Below are 20,089 nucleotides of genomic sequence, written 5' to 3' on the forward strand. Positions count from 1 at the left end.
TAAACCTCCGGCGCACAGGCCGGAGGGCAGGTTAAATGGAACAAAAATCAGAAATCGACGTTCACGCCCAGTTGCCATGTACGGCCAGGCATGACGGCCAGCGCTTTGTCGTAAGCATCCTGATTGGTGGTCTCCTCCTGGGTACGGCTGTTCAGGTAATCCCAGTATTTACGATCGGTGATGTTATAAACGCCGCCGTGCAGTTTGACGTTCTTCGCCACCTGCCAGTACGCGGTCCAGTCCAGCAGGCCGTAGCCCGGTACGCGCATGTATTCGGCGCTGGATTCGCCAAGGGACGAGCCGTTATTGCTGTAGGATTCACGCGTGGTCGCGGTGGCCTGCTTGCCTTTGACGAAGGTGGCGGTCAGCGCGGTACCATACCGTTTTGCCGGGTCATCCCAGGCCACGCCTGCAATGGCTTTCATCGGCGCGACGCTATCAAGGTCGATGTATTTGTCGCCCATATAGCTCGATTTCGACTGGCCCTGCGTATAGCCGTACGCCAGGGTCGCGCTCAGTCCATTAACCTCTTCAAACCAGGTGCCGAAGTTAAATTTAGTGCTGATTTCGCCGCCATAGATAAAGGCTTTATCGCGGTTTTCCGCCTGATAAATGGTGTAAATGTTGGACGGCACGCGAGTGAACTTGTCCGGGTTGCCGGTACGGGTGTAACGCGTATAGGCGATAAAGTTCTTATAGCTGTTGTAGAACAGCGCGGTGCGCAGGGTAATGCCTTCCGTCACCTCGCCTTTCATCCCCCATTCGAGATTATCGCTGGTTTCGGTTTTAAGGTCGGTATTACCCACCAGCGCATACTGCCCGCGCCCTGCATAGTTTGAGCCCAAATTCCAGGAGCCGTACAACTGGCTGGCGTTGGGGAATTCCGCCCCGCGTTTGTATTGCAGGTAGGTCATCAGGCGCGGCGTCAGATCGTACTGGAAGGTGAGCGACGGCAGCCACTGGGTGTCTGAGTTTTTGCCATATAACGTGGACACGTCAGACTCATCCAGCACCGAGCTGTTGCTGGTCAGACTGGCGAGGTTGTCCGGCTTCATTAACTGATGCACAACGCGCACGCCGGGGATAATCGCAAAGTGACGATCGGCAAGGTCGAAATTAATCTGATCCTGGGCGAACGCCCCCAGCGTGTAGCCACGGCTATCGGCTTCCGGCTGCATAATTTCGCTAAACACACTCGGTATTGGCGACTGGCTGAACGGACGCTGTGTTTTGCTGGTGCTGGCGTTGAAACCGGCGCTTAAATCGTGGCGCCCGAGGGTTTTCGTCAGCGCGTTGGTGATGCCCCAGGTATCGGTATCGTAGTTTGAATTTACCGTCTCCATCGACAGCGTGGTGCTGTCCGGCATGTATGTCCAGTCGTGAGCTTCCGTATGCTGGTAGTAAACTTTGGTGGACATACTGTCCAGCCAGGCATTCACTGGCGTCCAGTCATCTTTCAGGCTGACACCCCAGCGACGCGTCTGGCTGGTCTGGTTGGCGTTGCCGATAATGGAACTGCCTGCGCTGTTCCACGCATCGTAATGGGTATGGTTGGTCTTGTGGTAGTAATCCAGCGTACCGGTAAATTTATGCACATCGTTCGGCTGCCAGATACCGGAAGCCAGCATCGCATCGGAGTGCCAGTTGGCCGGATAGGCGTCAATTGTGCCGCTGTTATTACGGGTCTGCTGACCGTCACGACGACTGTAAACAAAGATGCCGCGCAGGGTTTCATCGCCGCCCGCCGCCGTCAGGCCGTTGTGCCAGCTACGATCCGCTGAATCATAATCCGACTGGTAACCAAAGTAGGTCTGCTTACCCGCGTGCAGGTAATTGTCTGCCGATTTCGGCTGGAACGAGACGTTGCCACCGATAGAGGTATTGGCGGTTTCGGTGGAGGTGGCGCCAGACTGAATATCAATCCCACCGTACATATAGGGGTCGATATAATCGCGACCAATACCAAAGGTATTCAGGCCGGAGCGGCTGACATAACTACGCCCGGTGGCATCGGGTTGCGCAATACCGTCAACGTCGATACCGACACGGTTACTTTCCAGGCCACGAATGTTGTATCCGGTATAGCCACCACGGTCAAAGCCGCTTTTGCCATTGCCGGAACCCCCGCTTGCGCCGGTGGCGCTAATAAGCGGCTCGTAGCGCATGATTGAGCCAAAGTCGTTGGCGCCTTTGTTTTGCAGATCCTCTGCGCTCACCGTATGGCTGCTGCCCGCTTTCAGTACCGGTGCTGGTGCGGTAACAACCATCTCCTCGGCATTGTCCTGCCGGGTATCAATTGCGGTGGTCTGTTTTACGTGAGCATCAGCCGCCACGGCGGAGGTCTGATACAGTGCTGCGAGCAGTGAAGTCACCAGGACGCTCTTGCGAAACGGTGTCCGGGAAAGTTGCGATGTACCCATAATGTTGCAAGCCTTAGAATTTATTAGTATCAGGCCCACCGTTGCTTCCAGTCTTTTTATTGAGCGAGTACTGTCAGCACAAGACACACTGCACCGCTCTTTATCTTGATCGGAATCATAATGATAACTATTATCAGTTGCAACAACTTCGCAATTTCTTCACGCTTTGCGCATTCTTTTGTCTACACTAAGCCAACGTTTACACTTGCTGGTTAACATGATTATGCAAAACAAACCCGCCATCACCTTACAGTACTGCTCCCAGTGCAACTGGATGCTGCGCGCCAGTTGGATGGCTCAGGAACTGCTCCACAGCTTTAGCGCCGACTTAGCTTGCGTCACCCTGGTACCGGGTACAGGCGGTATTTTTGTCATTGATATCGACGGAAAGGTTATCTGGGACCGTAAAGTGGATGGTGGTTTTCCGGATGCCGCAGAGCTAAAACGCCGCGTGCGAGATTACTGCTTCCCGGAAAAAGATCTCGGGCATCTGGAAAAGAAAAGCGACTAGCCAACATAAAATGTGCGAGCAGTTTATATTTGTTGCTCGCGCATAATCGAATAATTGTCAGACAAACAGCGCCCCGCCACCTTAATATCCCTGATCATCATTGCTATTTCACTTCCCAAAACTACCGCTGCCAATAATTCTGCACAGAGTAAATATTTATTTACCGGCTTTAATGCAACATCTTGATTCAAAATACATTATTCTATTTAAGTGATCCGCTTCATATTGTTTAGCGTTCTCCATTAAGCCGTTTCCGATGCCCGATATGATGCGAAAAATAAACCCAATGGAGATCACAATGAATAAAGATGAATCAATCAAGGATATTAGCTTATTTACCGCCGCAGATATCGAGTGCATGAAATCATTTTCACACCTTGCAGAAATGATCGCAGGCCTGATAGGGCCACACTGCGAAGTGGTGCTGCATTCATTTGAGGATCACAACGCGTCGGTGAATAAAATTATTAATGGCCACCACACCGGCAGAACGATCGGCTCGCCCATTACCGATATGGGACTTAAAACGCTGCAATTGTTTAACAAGACCGGCATCAATAATACGCTGAGCTATTTTACGCGAAATAAAAAAGGCGAGTTGTTTAAATCAGCGACGTCGGTGCTCTTTGGCGAAGAAGGCAAAGCGATTGGGTTATTTTGCGTCAATATCAATCTCTCTGTTCCTTTTCACCAGATGCTCGAAACCCTGATCCCGGACGGTAAGGAACCCATGCCTTTTACCGAACATTTCGGCGCCAGCCCGCATGAGGTTGTGATGGAAGCGGCAAACAACGTCATCGCCAGCGTACAAAAAGACGTCATGATAACCAGCAAATTCAAAAACAAAGCGGTGGTTAACCAACTGTATAATAACGGCATTTTCGAGCTAAAAGACGCTGTGAAGATTGTCGCCGCCCGTCTTGGCATCACCCGCTACGCCATCTACAAATATCTGCGTGAACGTAAGTCCCGCCAGGCTTAATGCCTTTCTTTGCGCGGCCATCATGGCTGCGCCCGGTTCATTTTTCCCTTCACTCCCGCTGCCAGTACCCGTGTACTTTGTGAACGGAAAACCAGGCGCCCCACGCTTTACGATTCATTTAATTGACTGAAAAATAATGCTTTTACATCACAACACACTCTACCCGTAAAGTAATGTTGACGATAATAAGTGGTCTTTATGAAATGAATGAAAGCGAAAACGGGATTTATTTCTCAATTTCACTTCGCTGGTTCACATTTCAAAACAGCGACAAAAAACGTCGTTCACCGAATGTTCCAGAATAAAGGGATTTATTGTCCTCTTTTTTATGCCATCATGACTTATCACTTGCGCAATTAATTGAAAATACAATATATTTTATTATTATTGTGAACTTTATCACCCGTTTTACATTATTTAAAAAAGCGCCAAAATCGAATTACCCCCCCACTATTCCCTTTGCCATATGTTTATCGCATGATGCGTTTGCCAAATGATTCCCGGGAAAGGGAAAGGACAATAAGACGCCTCCAGAATTAACTGGAGGAATTCGATTCGCTATAACTTTTTAAATTACAGAACTCACTGGAGATATAAAATGATCTATCCGGCAGAACCATTCCGTATTAAAAGTGTTGAAACCGTCTCAATGATTCCCCGTGATGAGCGTCTTAAAAAAATGGAAGAAGCAGGACTGAATACCTTCTTATTGAATTCCAAAGATGTGTATATCGATCTGCTGACGGATAGCGGCACCAACGCCATGAGCGATAAACAGTGGGCGGGAATGATGATGGGTGATGAAGCCTACGCAGGCAGCGTCAACTTCTATCACCTGGAAGCCACCGTACGTGAGTTGTTCGGCTTTAAACATATTGTGCCGACCCACCAGGGACGTGGCGCGGAAAACCTGTTATCACAACTGGCGATAAAACCGGGACAGTATGTGGCGGGCAATATGTACTTCACCACTACCCGTTATCATCAGGAAAAAAATGGCGCCTCCTTTGTTGATATTGTGCGTGATGAAGCGCATGACGCCACGCTGAACGTTCCCTTTAAAGGCAATATCGACCTGAATAAACTGCAAAAATTGATCGATGAAAAAGGGGCCAAAAACATTGCCTATATCTGCCTGGCGGTGACCGTTAACCTGGCAGGTGGGCAGCCGGTTTCGATGGAAAACATGCGTGCGGTGCGTGAGCTCACCAGCGCACATGGCATCAAGGTTTATTACGATGCAACGCGCTGCGTGGAGAATGCTTATTACATCAAAGAACAGGAAAAAGGCTTTGAGAATAAGAGTATTAAAGAGATTGTGCATGAGATGTTCAGCTATGCCGATGGCTGCACCATGAGCGGTAAAAAAGACTGTCTGGTGAATATCGGCGGCTTCCTGTGCATGAACGATGACGACCTGTTCTCTCAGGCGCGTGAGCTGGTGGTGGTTTACGAAGGGATGCCCTCTTACGGCGGCCTGGCCGGGCGCGACATGGAAGCCATGGCGATTGGCCTGCGTGAAGCCATGCAGTTTGAATACATCGAGCACCGTATTAAGCAGGTACGCTATCTCGGTGACAAACTGAAAGCGGCGGGCGTGCCGATTGTTGAACCCGTTGGCGGCCACGCGGTATTCCTGGATGCCCGCCGTTTCTGCCCGCATCTGAGCCAGGAACAGTTCCCGGCGCAGAGCCTGGCGGCCAGTATTTACGTGGAAACCGGGGTGCGCAGCATGGAGCGCGGTATTATCTCCGCCGGGCGCAATAAAGAGACGGGCGAGCACCATAAACCGAAACTGGAAACTGTACGCCTGACCATTCCACGCCGCGTATACACCTATGCGCATATGGATGTCGTCGCCGATGGGATTATTCAGTTATATAAACACAAAGAGGATATTCGCGGGTTACGGTTCACTTACGAACCTAAACAGTTGCGTTTCTTTACCGCACGCTTTGAATACATTTAATGTGTTTTCCTGCCCCATGACCTGATGGGGCAGTTTTGTTTCTCGCCGATAAAAAATGATGTTCAAACTTATATAACGCTACCCTGACTATTCGCGTTGCTGCCAACGCGTGTGCAACCTGAATAACGACGGGTAGGATACTTATTCAGGAATATCTATTATGGCCCTCTCTTTATCTGAACCGATTCGTGACGCCGGGCTGACCAGCGGCGCCATGCTTGTTATTGCCACCGTGGTGGGTGGCGGTATGTTTTCACTGCCTATTGCGATGGCGGGCGTCTGGTTTCCGGGCGCCACCCTGATCCTTATCGCTATTTCACTGATGATGCTGATGACCGGATTAATGCTGGTTGAGGTGAATCTGCATTTTGATGTCGGTGCCAGCTTTAATACTTTTACCCTGGAACTGCTCGGCAAACGCTGGAATTTCGTGGTCGGCCTCGCCTTCGGTTTTGTTTTATATATTCTGACCTACGCCTATATTTCCGGCTCGTCGGCGGTATTATCGAACACCATCGCCAAATACAGCGGGATGCGCTTACCTTCCCCTGTGTCGATTATTCTGGTTAGCGTGATTGTCAGCCTGATTGCATGGTACAGCTCGCTGCTGGTTGGCCGCATCACCACCGTTCTGATCTTCGGTAAATTTATCGCTTTTTTCGCCACTTTTTCCGGCATGATCGGCACGATTAACGTTGATAATCTGTTCGATACCGCCAGCGTCGCCTTGCCGCAGACCCGCTATTTGCCCTATGTGTTAATGACACTGCCGTTTTGTATTATCTCTTTCGGCTTTCATGGCAATGTGCCAAGCCTGGTGAAGCTCTACGGTAAAGAGAATATTCATCACATTAAAAATTCCATCATCGTCGGAACGTTATTTGCGCTGATTCTCTATATCTTCTGGCTGGCGGTGACCATGGGCAATATCAGTCGTGCCGACTTCTCGCCGATCATCGCCAAAGGCGGCAATATTGATGTGTTTGTTGAGGCGATTGGCGGGATTTTTACCAGCCGCTATATGGAATTGATTTTGACCTTCTTCGGTAACTTTGCCGTTGCCAGTTCGCTACTGGCTGCCACGCTCGGTCTGTTTGATTACATCGCCGACCTGTTCCATTTTGCCAATAACGGTATCGGGCGCTGCAAAACGGCCATTGTGACCTACCTGCCCCCGGCGGCGGTGTGCCTGTTCTTCCCCAACGGCTTTGTCCACGCCATCGGTTATGCCGGGCTGGCGTTTACCATCTGGAGCGTGATCCTGCCACCTTTCCTGGTCAAAAGCGCCCGCCAGCGCTTCGCCACAGCCGCTTACCGTGCGCCCTGCAATAATGCCGTGCTCAACACCGTTATCATCTGCGGCGGGATCGTCTATTTAACCGTTATTCTGGAAGTTTTTGGCCTGCTTCCCGTTTTTCACTGACGGGCGGTAACACGGAGGATGGCGATGTTTCTGACGCTGCTCCAGTATCAGCAGCCGCTGTTTTGTCGGTTTACGTTGCTGCGTGTTGTGGTAATACTTTTACGCAGCGTGGGGCTACGTAGAAAAACACGCTGCCAGTAAGCAGGGCCTGCATTACAGGCCCCGGTGGTAAAACGCTTTGCTGTGCTCGAATCCCCGCTTAACCCGGCTCGACGGTTTGGCGGGGATTACGCCTGGCTCCTGGCTGCGGTGCTGGCGCGAACAATGTTACGCCCGGAACGCTTAGCCTCGTAGAGTGCGTCATCCGCCGCCTGAATCAAGCTGCCATAGTCTGTATGCACACGTTGGTTGAGGCTGGCAACACCTACGCTGACGCTCACGACGTCGCCCGGCGAACCAGAATGCGGCAGCCCCAGCGCCTGAACACTCGCACGCAATCTTTCCGCCACGACGACGGCATCAGCCGAGCGCGTTTCCGGCAATAGCGCACAAAACTCTTCCCCGCCGTAACGGAAAAGCATGTCATAGGGGCGCAACAGTGAACCTCGCATGGCCGCCGCGATCTGTTGCAGGCACAGATCGCCCTGCTGGTGACCGTAGCGATCGTTGTAGCGCTTGAAGTAATCCACATCAATCAACAACAGCGCCAGTGGTTTGTTATTACGCTTACTGGCACGCCACTCTTTCTCAATGCACAGATCGAAATAGCGACGGTTACCCACGGACGTCAGTCCGTCGGATAACGATTGTGAGAGCAGCACATGTGCCTGTTCGCGTAACAGCGACTCCCGGCGAACGGCCATGCTGACATCGACAATCTGAATGAGGCAGTAACGCTCCACATCGCCCAGCGGGACGATAGTGATCGCCTGGCTTAAACGCTCACCGGGCTGTGCGGGTTCCGCAAACAGCGGGAAAGGCGAACGATGCAGCGATTGCGACAACAGAGCCGGTAAATTGTGGCATATCGCTTGTTTAATCGCTACGCCAACCCGATGGTTACGCAAATCCGGAAAAACCGCGAAAAAATCCTGACCTTTGGCTTCGCTTGCCGCACGACCTGTATGTGCTTCTAGCCACGCGTTCCACAACGTAATCTTGTAGTTCGCATCAACAACAATCACGCCCAGACTCAGGGCGGAAAATGCATCCAGTAGCAGCTTGTCATTCATGGTTATCAGAGCCCGTCGGAAGCAAAACCAGATTCAACGCGTTCAATATAGAGGCTGATTTGTTCGCGCAAATCACGCAACGCCGACATGTCCAGGATAAAAGCCAGATACCCTTCAATTTCCTGACGTTCCAGCGAAAAATCGATGCGCAACATTAGCACCGATGGGTCGCTGGGGTCGTGCGACGGGTTCAGGATCTGCTCACTGGTCCCCACACGAAACACGGGCAATGAACCCTGTAACTCTTTTTGAAACATATTCGCCAGCGTGCCCACACAGGCATTAAGCACAATGTTGCCGATTTCGCTCATCGCTTCGCGTTCCATCTCACCCAGTTCATGGGCAGGGATGAGATCCCCTACCATCATGCGGACGATTTCAAAGCTGGCGGTCTCCGGAAACATCAGAATAGCTTCGGTGGCGTAAGCCCCTTTGTATTGCTGGCTGATGCCACACAATGAGAGACCGGCTCCGAGCTCATCGGCCGCTTCCGAACGGGTGGTAATGCGCACCGACGGGACAGACATGCGGACTTCTTCATTAACGATGTCACTCATCGCGGCAGCCGCGTGACCCACACCGATATTGAAGATCTCCATCAGGCTGTCTGCTTCGATTTCGCTCATATCCGTCAAATCGATCATCAGTTCGACTCCAGGTTTTGCAGCATGGCGCGAATTTGCGGTTCTTTAATCGGTTTGGATAAAAAGCCCAGACCAAGCTGGTCGGCCTGCGCCTGCACGGAGTTCTGCACGTTAGCCGTCAGCAGTACGATGTGCATATCCGGGTGCGTCTCACGCAGGATAGCCGCCGCCGCAAGACCGCCCATTCCTGGCATATTGACATCCAACAGGATCAGATACGGTTTTTTGATGGCCGCCATCTCAATAGCCTGCTCGCCCGTCATCGCCTCTTCAATCTGCCACTCAGGGTGCTGGCTGAGCACATACTGCTTTGAGATCATGCGTGACAACCGGCTGTCATCCACGATGAGAATATGTCTGGACATAATTTTACTTTCTCTTTTATTTATTCAACTGGCATAAAAATCACCCGACTAGCTGTGTCGGTCTTTGCACGCAGTACCGCTTATTCTCACCCTGATTGCGCAATATTTCCGTTAGGTAACACTATTCATCGGCAACAATGACGAATTAATTAGTGCCAGATTGTAAGAAGTTGCATATTGCGTGCAGCTTAGTCTGCTAATTGATGTTTTATTCGCCACAACGCCATTCTAGTGCGAAAACAGGCGGGCAATGCGCAGAAAAAAGAGGCATATGTGCAAGGCGGAAATACATTACGCAGGGTACCTCGCCGTTAAAAAGAGAAAAGCGGAGCATGACTGCCCCGCTTTTCCCCGATGTTGACGCAATAGACGTGGTATTAGTAGAAGCCCATCGCCTTACCGCTGTAGCTCACCAACAAGTTTTTAATCTGTTGATAGTGGCTCAGCGCGAGTTTATGGGTCTCACGCCCTACGCCGGAGTTTTTATAGCCACCAAATGCCGCATGGGCCGGATAGAGATGGTAGCAGTTGGTCCACACGCGACCGGCTTTAATGTTGCGCCCCATGCGCCATGCACGATTAATATCCAGCGTCCACAGCCCGGCCCCCAGTCCATATTCCGTGTCGTTCGCGATACGCAGCGCTTCCGCTTCATCTTTAAAGGTGGTGATCCCAATAACCGGCCCGAAGATCTCCTCCTGGAAGCAGCGCATATGGTTCTCGCCTTTGATCAATGTCGGCTGAATATAGAAACCGTTTTGCAGATGGTTATCGTGCGCAACGTGCGCGCCGCCGGTGATGATTTCGCCCCCTTCTTCTCTGGCGATATTGATATAAGAGAGGATCTTGTCGTACTGCTCGCGGGAGGCCTGCGCACCGATCATGGTGTCGGTGTCAAAGGGGTCGCCTTTGCGGATGTTTTCCATACGCGCCACGACTTTTTCAACAAACTGCGGGTAGATAGATTCTTGTACCAGCACGCGTGACGGACAGGTACAGACTTCACCCTGGTTAAAGAAGCCCAGCACCACCCCTTCGATGGCTTTATCGATATACTCTTCGTCGCCATTGAGCACATCTTCAAAGTAGATATTTGGCGATTTACCGCCCAGTTCGACGGTGCTCGGAATGATGTTGTCTGCGGCGCAAGAGAGAATGTGGCGGCCAATCGGCGTTGATCCGGTAAAGGCGATTTTTTCAATACGCTTGCTGCGCGCCAGCGGTTCACCCGCTTCGGTACCGTAGCCGTGCACCACGTTCAGCACCCCTTTCGGCAGCAAATCACCCATTAACTCCATCAGCACGCAAATGCCAAGCGGGGTCTGTTCTGCCGGTTTCAGTACGATACAGTTACCTGCCGCCAGCGCCGGCGCCAGTTTCCAGGCGGCCATCAATAGTGGAAAGTTCCACGGGATAATCTGACCGACCACCCCCAGCGGTTCATAAATGTGGTAGGCGACGGTATTGCTGTCAATTTCTGCTGCGGTCCCTTCCTGTGCGCGGATACAGCCCGCAAAGTAGCGGAAGTGATCCACCGCCAGCGGCAAGTCAGCATTCAGGGTTTCGCGGATCGGTTTACCGTTATCCCAGGTTTCCGTCAGCGCCAGCAGCTCCAGATTCTGCTCAATGCGATCGGCGATCGCCAGCAGCACGTTGGAACGATCCTGCGCGCTGGTTTTGCCCCACGCGTCTGCGGCGGCATGGGCGGCGTCGAGCGCCTTTTCAATGTCTGCGGCACCTGAACGCGGGAACTCAGCAATCACTTCCCCGGTCACCGGCGTGGTGTTGGTAAACCAGCGCCCTTCTACAGGATCGACAAATTCACCGCCAATGTAGTTGCCATAACGTTTTTTAAAGGAGACTTTAGCGCCAGTCTGGCCAGGGTGAATGTATTTCATAAGATGTTCCTCTATTTTTTTATGGGTACAGGTGAGGCGTCGCGCCCTGTGCGGACATCTCTTCATAAGCAGCTCTTATGCCAAAACCTGTGCCGAACAGAGAAATTCTTTTATCTTTTTCTAAAACAACACGTTACCAAATTAAAATTTTTATCATTGCTGTCTGGCAGGATAAAAAAATCGCACCGCCCTTCGCGAACTGTGTCGTCCATCGCTACACGCGGGACACTTTTATGCTACACAATTGTAACATCTCAGTTCTCCGGAGTGTGCCATGCCGCATCGCGTACCGTCTTTTACTCTCGCCCCGCAGACCACCGGGCTTCCCTGCCAACTGGAAGACTCCTGGCAGCGTAGCCTCAATTACGGGCTTCACCGCGACGACGACACCCAGCCGTGGGTGGCCAGATCGATGCTGAAAGACGCGCGGGCGGAAAATGCCTGGATAAGCCAGTTAGTTGCGCCGCTTCTTGCCAGGCTGCAACCGGAATTGTCCAGCCATCCGTCTATTATGGTGATGTCGGATGCCACCGGCCTGGTACTGGAAACCCACGGCAATGCCGATTTCCTGCATAAAGCGCAGCGTTATGCGCTGGCGCCGGGCAATTTGTGGGGTGAACATGCACGGGGAACCAACGCCATTGGCACCGCGCTGGCTATGCAGCGCCACTGCGAGGTCTCCGGCGGTGAACACTACCTTAACCGCAATGCCGGGCTGTTCTGTTCCGCTTCACCGGTATTTCGCCCGGACGGCACCGTGGCCGGCGTACTGGACATCTCCACCCCGGCGCAACTGCCGAAACACGATGCGGCCGCCCTGATTCGCCGGGCAGTCTGCCAGATTGAGCATGCGTGGGCCGCCAGCACCGTCAGTGCCGATCGCTGGTTGCTGAGCCTGCACAGTGACGCCAGCGTGCTGGGAAGCGCTCAGGAGCTGCTGCTGATTTTTGAGCAGAACACGTTGCTGGGAGCAAACAAGCTGGCGATAGACGAGTTCTGTCTCACACCGGGACACTTTGGTGCGACAGCGATCGAGACACTGTTTCCCGGCATCACTCTTAATGCGGGTGAAACCACCCTGGAAGCCAGCAATCGTCAGCGTTATTACGCCCGCCAGACCACACCCACCCGCCGCTATATGGGGCGTGGCGTCGCCCACACGCCGGTTACGGTTGACCCGGAAAAAGAGAAAGCGCTGCGGATTATCAATGCCGGGATTGCCCTGTGTATCACCGGCGAGACAGGAAGCGGTAAAGAGCATTGCGCCCGTGAGTTACACAGCCGCAGCCAGTGGCGGGAGGGTAATTTTGTCGCCATTAACTGCGCGGCCCTGCCCGAGAATCTGATTGAATCGGAGCTGTTTGGCTATGCCCCAGGCGCATTTACCGGGGCCAACCCGAAAGGCTATAGCGGGAAATTCCGCGAAGCCCATGGCGGTGTTCTGTTTCTTGATGAAATCGGCGATATGCCACCGGGTCTGCAAACCCGATTACTTCGGGTATTGCAGGAGAAAAAAGTGACGCCGCTCGGCTCAAATACCGCCTGTAGCGTCAATTTTGCGCTGATCTGCGCCACCCATCAGGATCTTACCGCACAGGTGGCCTCAGGGGCATTTCGTGAAGACCTGCTGTACCGCATTCAGGAGTTTCATCTGCGCATCCCGCCGCTGCGCGAATGGCCCGACACTCGCCAGTTTATCCATAAATTGTGGCAGGAGCTGGGCGCCAGCGCGCGTGATATTACCCTGAGCGAAGAGGCTATCCACGCCCTTGCCGCCCGCCCCTGGCCGGGCAATGTGCGACAGTTGTTAAGCCAGTTGCGGGTATTACTGGCGCTGGCGGATGACCATTCGGTGGTCCGGCTGGCGGATCTGCCCGGCGATCCCACTCCCGCCCCGGCGCCCGTTATGCTGTCTGCCCCTGCCGATGAGCAAATCGCCATCCGTGAGGCCCAGGGCAATATGAGCCTGGCGGCAAAAAAACTGGGAATTTCACGCAGTACGCTTTACCGGCGACTGGAAAAACGCCAGAGCGTCGACAGCGTCTGAATTGCGCTTACAGGGGGGCCTTGCTCAGAACAGAGATTGGCTCTCCCTGCCTGTCGGGTTATTGGAGAGGATGAATCTGTGAGCCCTGATGTGAAGTGATACCTCAGGGCTCACCGTTGTGCTTAGCGTAGCGGTATCCGGTGGTGATAAACGAAAATCGTCATGTCGGCGTAGAGCAGCGTCTCGTCAGGTTTGCCCAACTGCGCTCTCACCGCCTCCAGGCGCGGATGGGGCGCCGTTTCCGTTTCGACTGCGGGGATCGCCACAAACTGGCGCTCCGGCGAGGTTTGCACGTAAGCATCGGTTAACCACGATCTCAGCGTCTGGGGGCGCGTTTTGTCAAACTGAATATGGAAATCGGTTTGATCAAACATTACCGGGGAAATATGGATTTCACCAAACGATAGCCAGTTAACGTTGTTAGATAATTTCCAGTAATCGCCGTAACCGAAAGTCAGATTATTCTTTTTCAGGAAGGAGATGTAGTCGTACGTCTGGTTTTCCTGGTCGTACAACGGCTTAGTCGTAACCTGATAAGAATAGAGAGAAGAGGCAATATAAAGCGGGAATACCAGCGCAATCACGGCCTTCTTCGTGAAGGAAAAGGCCAGAACGACCATCACAATAGCAAAACAGACCGCGCTGACAAAAAAACGGGCGCTGATATCAGCGGGGACATCATAGCTGATAATAAATGAGGAAATGATGCCGGAGACGGTAAAGAAGCTGAACAGTGAGACAAAAATCGTCTCAGTGCCTTTCCTTAAACAAATAATAACGGCGCACAGGAACAGGGCCATCCAGATAACAAAAGAGGCGATATAGGCCAGCGGCGTGTGAACAAAAAAGAGGTTCAGGCTCTTTCCTAAAAGCTGAACGACCCACGCGGCATTATCCGGCCATTGCGCCACTGGCATCAGTTTAAAACGCTGAATCGGCAAGCCCATCAGCCTTTGCAGAGCGTGGGACATGCTGAGAATAAAACTCACACCCAATACGATACTGAACTTCTTAGGAAGAAGGCGCCGCCAGCTAAAATAGCCACAGGTCAGCAGTAACGGGAGAAAATACGTGGCCAAAAACCACGGGTCAGAAATAGAGGCAAAAAGCGCAATAAAGGTCGTCAGCCAGAGTACAGGTTGGGATTTTTTCTGGAGATTGAAGAACGCCAGCGCAAAAACCAGCACCCCAAAGAAATTGGTAGAGTAATGCGAAAAAGGATGTGCAGCGAAACCAAAGGTGTAAACGTAAGCCGGGAGCAGAATCAGGCAAATAGCCACAAGCAGTGCGTGCCAGGCTTTCGACATCGTATAAACGACCGATGCCAGAATAAAAGCGCTTAACCCCACAAATGCTGACGTAGACAGAACCAGCGGGTGAATGCCGTCGCTCCCCATCAGCGCAAAAAAGAGGAAATTGACGGGATAGGTGGTGAAATACCAGTTATCCGGCGTGGGCGCCCAGTCTTTAAAAGCGGAAAACCCCTCGGTAAGAAACGCCCGCCAGACCAGAGGACTATTGGCAGAGTCCGGGTCCAGGGAAAAATAACGCATTGTCAAAAAGTAAGAACCACCAAGGGCAATAATTAACAACAACAGAAAGAATCCGACTTCTTTCAGGCTAAACTTAAACATTACTTATCCTTTTTCGCGCCTTTTACAATATAGCGAGGCCTTTTTTTGGTCTCGATATAAATCCGACCAATATACTCACCCAAAACCCCAATACCAATGAGTTGCACACCACCCAGGAACAGGATCGATACAAGTAACGACGGATAACCAGCCACCGCATTTCCCCATATCAGCTTATCGATAATCATCCAGGTCCCATAAAGGAATGAGAGCGCGGCGACCAAAAAGCCAAGATAAGTCCAGACCCTGAGCGGTAAGGTAGAAAAGCTGGTAAAACCTTCCAGCGCCAGGTTCCATAATTTCCAGCCGTTAAATTTCGACTCGCCGCGAACCCGTTTTGAGCGGGTATACTCGACCACCGCTACCTCGCCCTCAACCCAACTCAATAAGCCCTTCATGAACAAATTGCGTTCCTGTAGCAGCTTGATATTTTCGACCGTTTCACGTGACAACAGACGAAAATCCCCTACGTTCTCTTCAATCTTCGGTGAACTTATTTTGTTGTGGATCCGGTAAAACCAGCCAGCAGTTTTACGTTTGAAATGGCTGTCACTGCTTCTGTCGCTACGCTTGGCAAGGACCACGGACCAGCCTTCCTGCCATTTGTTAATAAGTTCAGGAATAACCTCTAACGGGTCCTGAAGATCCACATCAATTGGGATAACCGCATCCCCCGTGGCATATTCGAGCCCTGCCAGCAATGCGGGTTCCTTACCAAAGTTGCGGATGAAGTTAATCGCGTTAACGCCAGGATCTGCCTTCGCAAGCGCATTGATAATCTGCTCCGTGGCATCTGTACTGCCATCATTAATAAAGACAATTTCAAGATCGTATTCAGAAAGCGTCTCTTTCGCCGCCTGATAGAAAGCAGGAATGGCGTCTTCTTCGTTAAAGACGGGAACAACCAAAGAAATCTTCACTTTTTCACCCTGAAGACAATGAATCTGGAGTAGATAAAACCGAAAACCAGACTGATAGCAGAAAACGCTACGAGTGTAATCACGGGGTTAATATGCGCGCGATCGGCCAGTTTACCGACGCCCGCCGCCATAGCCCCCATAAAAATGACATACAACACGTAGCGAACGGTCGTCGCCTGGGCTTTGAATGTCCAGCGGGCGTTGACGAAAAATGAAAACGTCACGGCGACACAAAAAGCAGCAAGATTGGCTATCGTCTGGCTGGCGCCTGCAAAGAACAGAATGGCGAACACCAGCCAGTGGAGAAGCGTATTGATCACGCCCACGGAGGTGTATCGGACGAACAGTTTTAGCATAAGAATAGCAGGGTTACCCTGGGCCAGGTCAGGTCGCTGTTTGGGCAGGGATTTTAGCAGTTGCCGCTATAGAGTGAAAGCCAAGATCAGGTAGCACGCAGTATGACGAGGCGAGGAAATTCGTCGGGGATGGATGGTTTTGTGGGGTATAGAAGGTTAACAAAATGCTGCACTGTGTTATTCGCGATGGTCGATCATAACAGCGCTTAGATACGCCGGATTAATTTCAAGAGTTCCTCACAGATTTGCCGCTTACATACATCTTTCAAACAAATGTAAATCCAGGCTTAAACCGGTATTTCTTTTAAAAAGCGTTTTTTTTAATAAGTTATACACTTACAAACATTTACACAAAACCGTTTTCACACATTTTTTGTGTGTGTAATAGTCAGCGGCTCGATATGCTGAAGCCAAACAAGAGGGATTTTATGTTAAGCATCAGAGCATTAAATTTTTTTGAAATAGCTCAAGTGAGTGGTGGTAGCAATGCGGCTGTATCAAACATTGGTGCGACCTGTGATTTCGATCCTCATTCCAGCTCACGCTCAGGTGTGCCGTTTAGGTGATGAGCAAAATGAATTTTAATTTAACTGACTCGCTTACTTATCTGGCAAAAATCATTCTGGTTTTGCTGTTGAGTTACACTGTTTATAATCAGCTTAATAATGGATTGCAATGCAGTAACAGTCACAACATTGCAAATATACTAATTTATATGTGCCTGGTTAGCGGTATTATTTCGGTATCAAATACAGCAATTAATACAGTAGCAATGCTATTCAACAAAAAATCGATCAAAGCACCTCCTCAGTAACAGATTTACCATATCATACGGACAAGCTCCCGCCGCCCCCTGATAGTCCCTTTATCTGCACCGGGCTACTCTAAGGCAGAACCCGCCATTTCTGAAACCCGTCGTCGCTATAAAGTCGGCTATATCAGAGCCAGCCACATAAACAGCAAAACCTGCATGACAACATACTACTCACAACATTCCAGCCTGTATCTCAAAGACGACGGGGGCTTTGTTGAATAAATCAGATTTCGGGTAAGTCTCCCCCGTAGCGGGTTGTGTTTTCAGGCAATACGCACGCTTTCAGGCATACCTGCTTTCGTCATTTTGTTCAGCGCTCGTACCAGGGCCATAGCCTCCGCAACCTGACCATCGTAGTCACGCAGCGTCAGTGACCCCCCGAACAGCTGTTTTACCCGGTACATTGCCGTTTCCGCTATCGAGCGACGGTTGTAATCTGTTGTCCATTTCCACCGCGCATTACTCCCGGTCATTCGCTGATTAGCCACTGCACGGTTACGGTCTGCATATTCACCGGGCCAGTAACCCGCACCTTTTCGGGGAGGGATAAGCGCGCTGATTTTCTTACGCCGCAGTTCATCGTGACAGAGCCGGGTGTCGTAAGCGCCGTCTGCCGATGCTGCCCTGATTTTTCTGTGAGTCTGCCGGATAAGACCCGGGAAGGCTTCTGAGTCCGTCACATTGTTCAGCGACAGGTCTGCACAGATGATTTCATGTGTGTTGCTGTCAACGGCTAGATGCAACTTTCGCCATATACGACGGCGTTCTTTGCCGTGTTTTTTGACTTTCCATTCGCCTTCACCAAAGACCTTCAGCCCGGTGGAATCAATCACCAGATGCGCGATTTCACCCCGGGTGAACGTTTTGAAACTGACATTAACCGACTTTGCGCGCTTGCTGACACTGGTGTAATCCGGGCAGCGCAACGGAACATTCATCAGTGTAAAAATGGAATCAATAAAACCCTGTGCAGCCCGCAGGGTCAACCTGAACACGCGTTTAATGACCAGCACAGTCGTGATGGCAAGGTCAGAATAGCGCTGAGGTCTGCCTCGTGAAGAAGGTGTTGCTGACTCATACCAGGCCTGAATAGCTTCATCATCCAGCCAGAAAGTTATGGAGCCACGGTTGATGAGGGCTTTATTGTAGGTGGGCCAGTTGGTGATTTTGAACTTTTGCTTTGCCACGGAACGGTCTGCGTTGTCGGGAAGATGCGTGATCTGATCCTTCAACTCAGCAAAAGTTCGATTTATTCAACAAAGCCTCCATTAATTAGTCTTTTATCAGGAAATGAAGCTGCAAGTTGAGTTACCCAATATCTGACGCCTTTAGCTGTAAGAGGGTTTTCAAGTATATTTGAAATAGATATTACAACATCGTCAATATCATATTCATAAAAAACATCCTCAACTAATTGATATACACCCCAACCATCCCCATCTCCATATGATTGCATAAATAGCGGTATAGCCTCTTTAGCTGGATTTTCAAGAAAATATTTCCTAACATCATCATATTTATTAATAAGCTCCTGTGTCAGGAGTTGATCCGATGGCATCGGCTGATGTTCTAGCAAAAATTGTAACGCTTCATCTTTAGTCATATTTACATCTCCAGCGTTTTCCATAGCTCTTTATTCTGACGAATTAACTCATTCAATTGTCTGTTCACTATATCTTTGTCGTAACCTGCATTCCTAAGAATTTTTCGCAGATCCACAATATCCCTTGCCAAATACTCACGGTTAGTTAACCCAGGAACCATAGGCTTTTTAAAAGTCCATGTTAACTCATGAAGATCTTTCCGTAAGTTAATAGTAATGCCTCTACTATGTGTTGTAGGGCTGGCAGCATTTTGAATTGCATGATCATGATGAGGAGTATGTGTTGGATTAAGACCAGATCTAAGGTTGCCTCCTCGTACCTGACCATATGTGCCAACATATAAATCTTCGCTTTGTTTGGCTAAACCACATTTTAGACCAAGCGGGTCGATCCATGACAGAGCATTCGGCGCATACTGATAAAGGTTTATCCCCCCCGCCAGCCCTATCGGGTCCTGCTGTGTAAACCTGGCGCTATCCGGGTCGTAATAACGGAACAAATTGTAGTGCAACCCGGTCTCCCGATCCAGGTATTGCCCCTGCATACGCAGGTTCTGCGCATAGCCCGTCTCCTGCGGTATCGACTCGTGCAGCAGTTTCCCCCACGCACTGTTCTGCCCTTCCCAGCGGATATGTCCTTCACGGTCCGTCATCCGTTCCGGCGTACCGTTTGGCTGACAGTGGAACCAGAAGATATCCGGATCCTCCGTGCCATCGATACGCGCCAGCGGTTCATAACTTTCCGCGTCGCTATAAACATAAGTCAGAGGCACATCGTCGTGAATTTCCTGCAACAGGCGAAAACCTTCCCACAGGAAACGTGTCGTCACCTGCTTTCCTACCGGCCTGCCCCCCAGCGTCTGCTGGCGTGTTTTGCTGATACGCCGGCCGAGCGGGTCATAGCGGAAACTGACCTGCGTTTGTGGTTTGTTGCGATCCCTCGGGACGGCCACCACATCGGTTAACCGGTGCTCGCCGTCGTAACGATAATGCCAGCGTGTCTGCCCGTTGTCTTTTTCGGTGGTCCGCCCATGAATGTCATAGCTCCACTGAATGCCATTTAAGCGGGTGAGACGGTTATGACGAACAGACTGCTGCAGGCTGTTATCCAGCGGGTTACCCGCCGCATCCCAGCGCCATTGCTCTTTTCCGGGGGACGTGCCGTCCTGTTCCAGCAGACGCCCGGCGCTGTCATATTTCCAGTTACACCAGTTGAACGGATCATCATCACGCTCTTCGCGCACCGGGTTGTTGCGGTAGTCGTAATCCCAGCGGCGTGACCAGCGTCAGGGCGAAGTGGGCTGAGCGTTACTGGTGAAGACATCCCAGCA

Annotated in this window: 15 protein-coding genes and 1 pseudogene; 5 read left to right on the forward strand and 11 right to left on the reverse strand. The window is 51.1% G+C overall.

Annotated features, from left to right (window positions below; all coding sequences use genetic code 11):
- Nucleotides 1-47: 47 nt before the first annotated feature.
- Complete coding sequence (locus ACS0RQ_RS16020) at nt 48-2,420, reverse strand: TonB-dependent receptor domain-containing protein (protein WP_271849395.1); 2,373 nt, start codon at nt 2,418-2,420, stop codon at nt 48-50.
- A gap of 223 nt (nt 2,421-2,643) precedes the next feature.
- Between ACS0RQ_RS16020 and ACS0RQ_RS16025 the strand changes: the two genes are divergently transcribed.
- The 4 genes from ACS0RQ_RS16025 to ACS0RQ_RS16040 all read left to right on the forward strand — a co-directional run bounded on the left by ACS0RQ_RS16025 (nt 2,644) and on the right by ACS0RQ_RS16040 (nt 7,305).
- Nucleotides 2,644-2,931 (forward strand): Rdx family protein, encoded by a 288-nt coding sequence (locus ACS0RQ_RS16025; RefSeq protein ID WP_271849394.1) that lies wholly within the window; start codon nt 2,644-2,646, stop codon nt 2,929-2,931.
- Between the two features lie 298 nt (nt 2,932-3,229).
- Nucleotides 3,230-3,913 (forward strand): helix-turn-helix transcriptional regulator, encoded by a 684-nt coding sequence (locus tag ACS0RQ_RS16030; protein WP_271849393.1) that lies wholly within the window; start codon nt 3,230-3,232, stop codon nt 3,911-3,913.
- A 598-nt stretch (nt 3,914-4,511) separates the two neighbouring features.
- The gene (locus ACS0RQ_RS16035) at nt 4,512-5,882 is read left to right on the forward strand and encodes a tyrosine phenol-lyase (RefSeq protein WP_107224555.1); all 1,371 of its coding nucleotides are present in this window, start codon (nt 4,512-4,514) and stop codon (nt 5,880-5,882) included.
- Nucleotides 5,883-6,042: 160 nt separating this feature from the next.
- Nucleotides 6,043-7,305 (forward strand): aromatic amino acid transporter, encoded by a 1,263-nt coding sequence (locus ACS0RQ_RS16040; RefSeq protein WP_271849392.1) that lies wholly within the window; start codon nt 6,043-6,045, stop codon nt 7,303-7,305.
- A gap of 227 nt (nt 7,306-7,532) precedes the next feature.
- On the opposite strand, the gene ACS0RQ_RS16045 is transcribed toward ACS0RQ_RS16040, so the two are convergent.
- The 4 genes from ACS0RQ_RS16045 to exaC all read right to left on the reverse strand — a co-directional run bounded on the left by ACS0RQ_RS16045 (nt 7,533) and on the right by exaC (nt 11,384).
- On the reverse strand, nt 7,533-8,477 hold the full coding sequence (locus ACS0RQ_RS16045; RefSeq protein WP_271849391.1) for a diguanylate cyclase: 945 nt from the start codon (nt 8,475-8,477) through the stop codon (nt 7,533-7,535).
- 5 nt (nt 8,478-8,482) lie between these two features.
- Entirely contained in the window at nt 8,483-9,121 is a 639-nt protein-coding gene (locus tag ACS0RQ_RS16050) for a chemotaxis protein CheC (protein ID WP_039079419.1), read from the reverse strand.
- Entirely contained in the window at nt 9,121-9,486 is a 366-nt protein-coding gene (locus tag ACS0RQ_RS16055) for a response regulator (protein WP_223878705.1), read from the reverse strand. The genes ACS0RQ_RS16050 and ACS0RQ_RS16055 overlap by 1 nt, the downstream gene beginning before the upstream one ends.
- Before the next feature lie 377 nt (nt 9,487-9,863).
- Nucleotides 9,864-11,384: an acetaldehyde dehydrogenase ExaC gene (exaC, locus tag ACS0RQ_RS16060; protein ID WP_271849390.1), complete on the reverse strand. Its 1,521-nt coding sequence runs from the start codon at nt 11,382-11,384 to the stop codon at nt 9,864-9,866.
- Between the two features lie 274 nt (nt 11,385-11,658).
- Here exaC and ACS0RQ_RS16065 point away from each other — a divergent pair, with 274 nt between their 5' ends.
- Nucleotides 11,659-13,431 carry a sigma-54-dependent Fis family transcriptional regulator gene (locus ACS0RQ_RS16065; protein ID WP_271849389.1) on the forward strand — a complete coding sequence of 591 codons (1,773 nt, stop codon included), beginning with the start codon at nt 11,659-11,661 and terminating at the stop codon, nt 13,429-13,431.
- 122 nt (nt 13,432-13,553) lie between these two features.
- On the opposite strand, the gene ACS0RQ_RS16070 is transcribed toward ACS0RQ_RS16065, so the two are convergent.
- The 6 genes and pseudogenes from ACS0RQ_RS16070 to ACS0RQ_RS16095 all read right to left on the reverse strand — a co-directional run.
- Complete coding sequence (locus ACS0RQ_RS16070) at nt 13,554-15,065, reverse strand: hypothetical protein (protein ID WP_271849388.1); 1,512 nt, start codon at nt 15,063-15,065, stop codon at nt 13,554-13,556.
- Nucleotides 15,065-15,985, reverse strand: coding sequence for a glycosyltransferase family 2 protein (locus ACS0RQ_RS16075; protein WP_271849387.1), 921 nt, complete (start codon nt 15,983-15,985; stop codon nt 15,065-15,067). Before ACS0RQ_RS16075 ends, ACS0RQ_RS16070 begins: the two co-directional genes overlap by 1 nt.
- A complete protein-coding gene (locus tag ACS0RQ_RS16080) occupies nt 15,982-16,341 on the reverse strand; it encodes a GtrA family protein (protein ID WP_103245679.1) in 360 nt (119 codons plus the stop codon). Before ACS0RQ_RS16080 ends, ACS0RQ_RS16075 begins: the two co-directional genes overlap by 4 nt.
- Nucleotides 16,342-17,418: 1,077 nt before the next feature.
- Nucleotides 17,419-18,387, reverse strand: a complete 969-nt coding sequence (locus tag ACS0RQ_RS16085) for an IS5 family transposase (protein WP_023279773.1) — start codon at nt 18,385-18,387, stop codon at nt 17,419-17,421.
- A 17-nt stretch (nt 18,388-18,404) separates the two neighbouring features.
- On the reverse strand, nt 18,405-18,758 hold the full coding sequence (locus ACS0RQ_RS16090; RefSeq protein ID WP_334634169.1) for a hypothetical protein: 354 nt from the start codon (nt 18,756-18,758) through the stop codon (nt 18,405-18,407).
- A gap of 374 nt (nt 18,759-19,132) precedes the next feature.
- Nucleotides 19,133-20,083, reverse strand: a pseudogene (locus ACS0RQ_RS16095) (RHS repeat domain-containing protein); the annotation flags it as partial.
- Between the last annotated feature and the right edge of the window lie 6 nt (nt 20,084-20,089).

Source organism: Phytobacter diazotrophicus, from assembly GCF_052061655.1.
Lineage (GTDB): Bacteria > Pseudomonadota > Gammaproteobacteria > Enterobacterales > Enterobacteriaceae > Phytobacter > Phytobacter diazotrophicus.

What these genes read in the sequence shown, in the direction of transcription:
- ACS0RQ_RS16025 (WP_271849394.1), top strand. Translation starts at nt 2,644, where the DNA reads ATGCAAAACAAACCCGCCATCACCTTACAGTACTGCTCCCAGTGCAAC.
- ACS0RQ_RS16080 (WP_103245679.1), bottom strand. Translation starts at nt 16,341, where the DNA reads ATGCTAAAACTGTTCGTCCGATACACCTCCGTGGGCGTGATCAATACG.
- ACS0RQ_RS16045 (WP_271849391.1), bottom strand. Translation starts at nt 8,477, where the DNA reads ATGAATGACAAGCTGCTACTGGATGCATTTTCCGCCCTGAGTCTGGGC.
- ACS0RQ_RS16050 (WP_039079419.1), bottom strand. Translation starts at nt 9,121, where the DNA reads ATGATCGATTTGACGGATATGAGCGAAATCGAAGCAGACAGCCTGATG.
- ACS0RQ_RS16070 (WP_271849388.1), bottom strand. Translation starts at nt 15,065, where the DNA reads ATGTTTAAGTTTAGCCTGAAAGAAGTCGGATTCTTTCTGTTGTTGTTA.
- ACS0RQ_RS16090 (WP_334634169.1), bottom strand. Translation starts at nt 18,758, where the DNA reads ATGACTAAAGATGAAGCGTTACAATTTTTGCTAGAACATCAGCCGATG.
- ACS0RQ_RS16040 (WP_271849392.1), top strand. Translation starts at nt 6,043, where the DNA reads ATGGCCCTCTCTTTATCTGAACCGATTCGTGACGCCGGGCTGACCAGC.
- exaC (WP_271849390.1), bottom strand. Translation starts at nt 11,384, where the DNA reads ATGAAATACATTCACCCTGGCCAGACTGGCGCTAAAGTCTCCTTTAAA.
- ACS0RQ_RS16065 (WP_271849389.1), top strand. Translation starts at nt 11,659, where the DNA reads ATGCCGCATCGCGTACCGTCTTTTACTCTCGCCCCGCAGACCACCGGG.
- ACS0RQ_RS16035 (WP_107224555.1), top strand. Translation starts at nt 4,512, where the DNA reads ATGATCTATCCGGCAGAACCATTCCGTATTAAAAGTGTTGAAACCGTC.
- ACS0RQ_RS16030 (WP_271849393.1), top strand. Translation starts at nt 3,230, where the DNA reads ATGAATAAAGATGAATCAATCAAGGATATTAGCTTATTTACCGCCGCA.
- ACS0RQ_RS16020 (WP_271849395.1), bottom strand. Translation starts at nt 2,420, where the DNA reads ATGGGTACATCGCAACTTTCCCGGACACCGTTTCGCAAGAGCGTCCTG.
- ACS0RQ_RS16055 (WP_223878705.1), bottom strand. Translation starts at nt 9,486, where the DNA reads ATGTCCAGACATATTCTCATCGTGGATGACAGCCGGTTGTCACGCATG.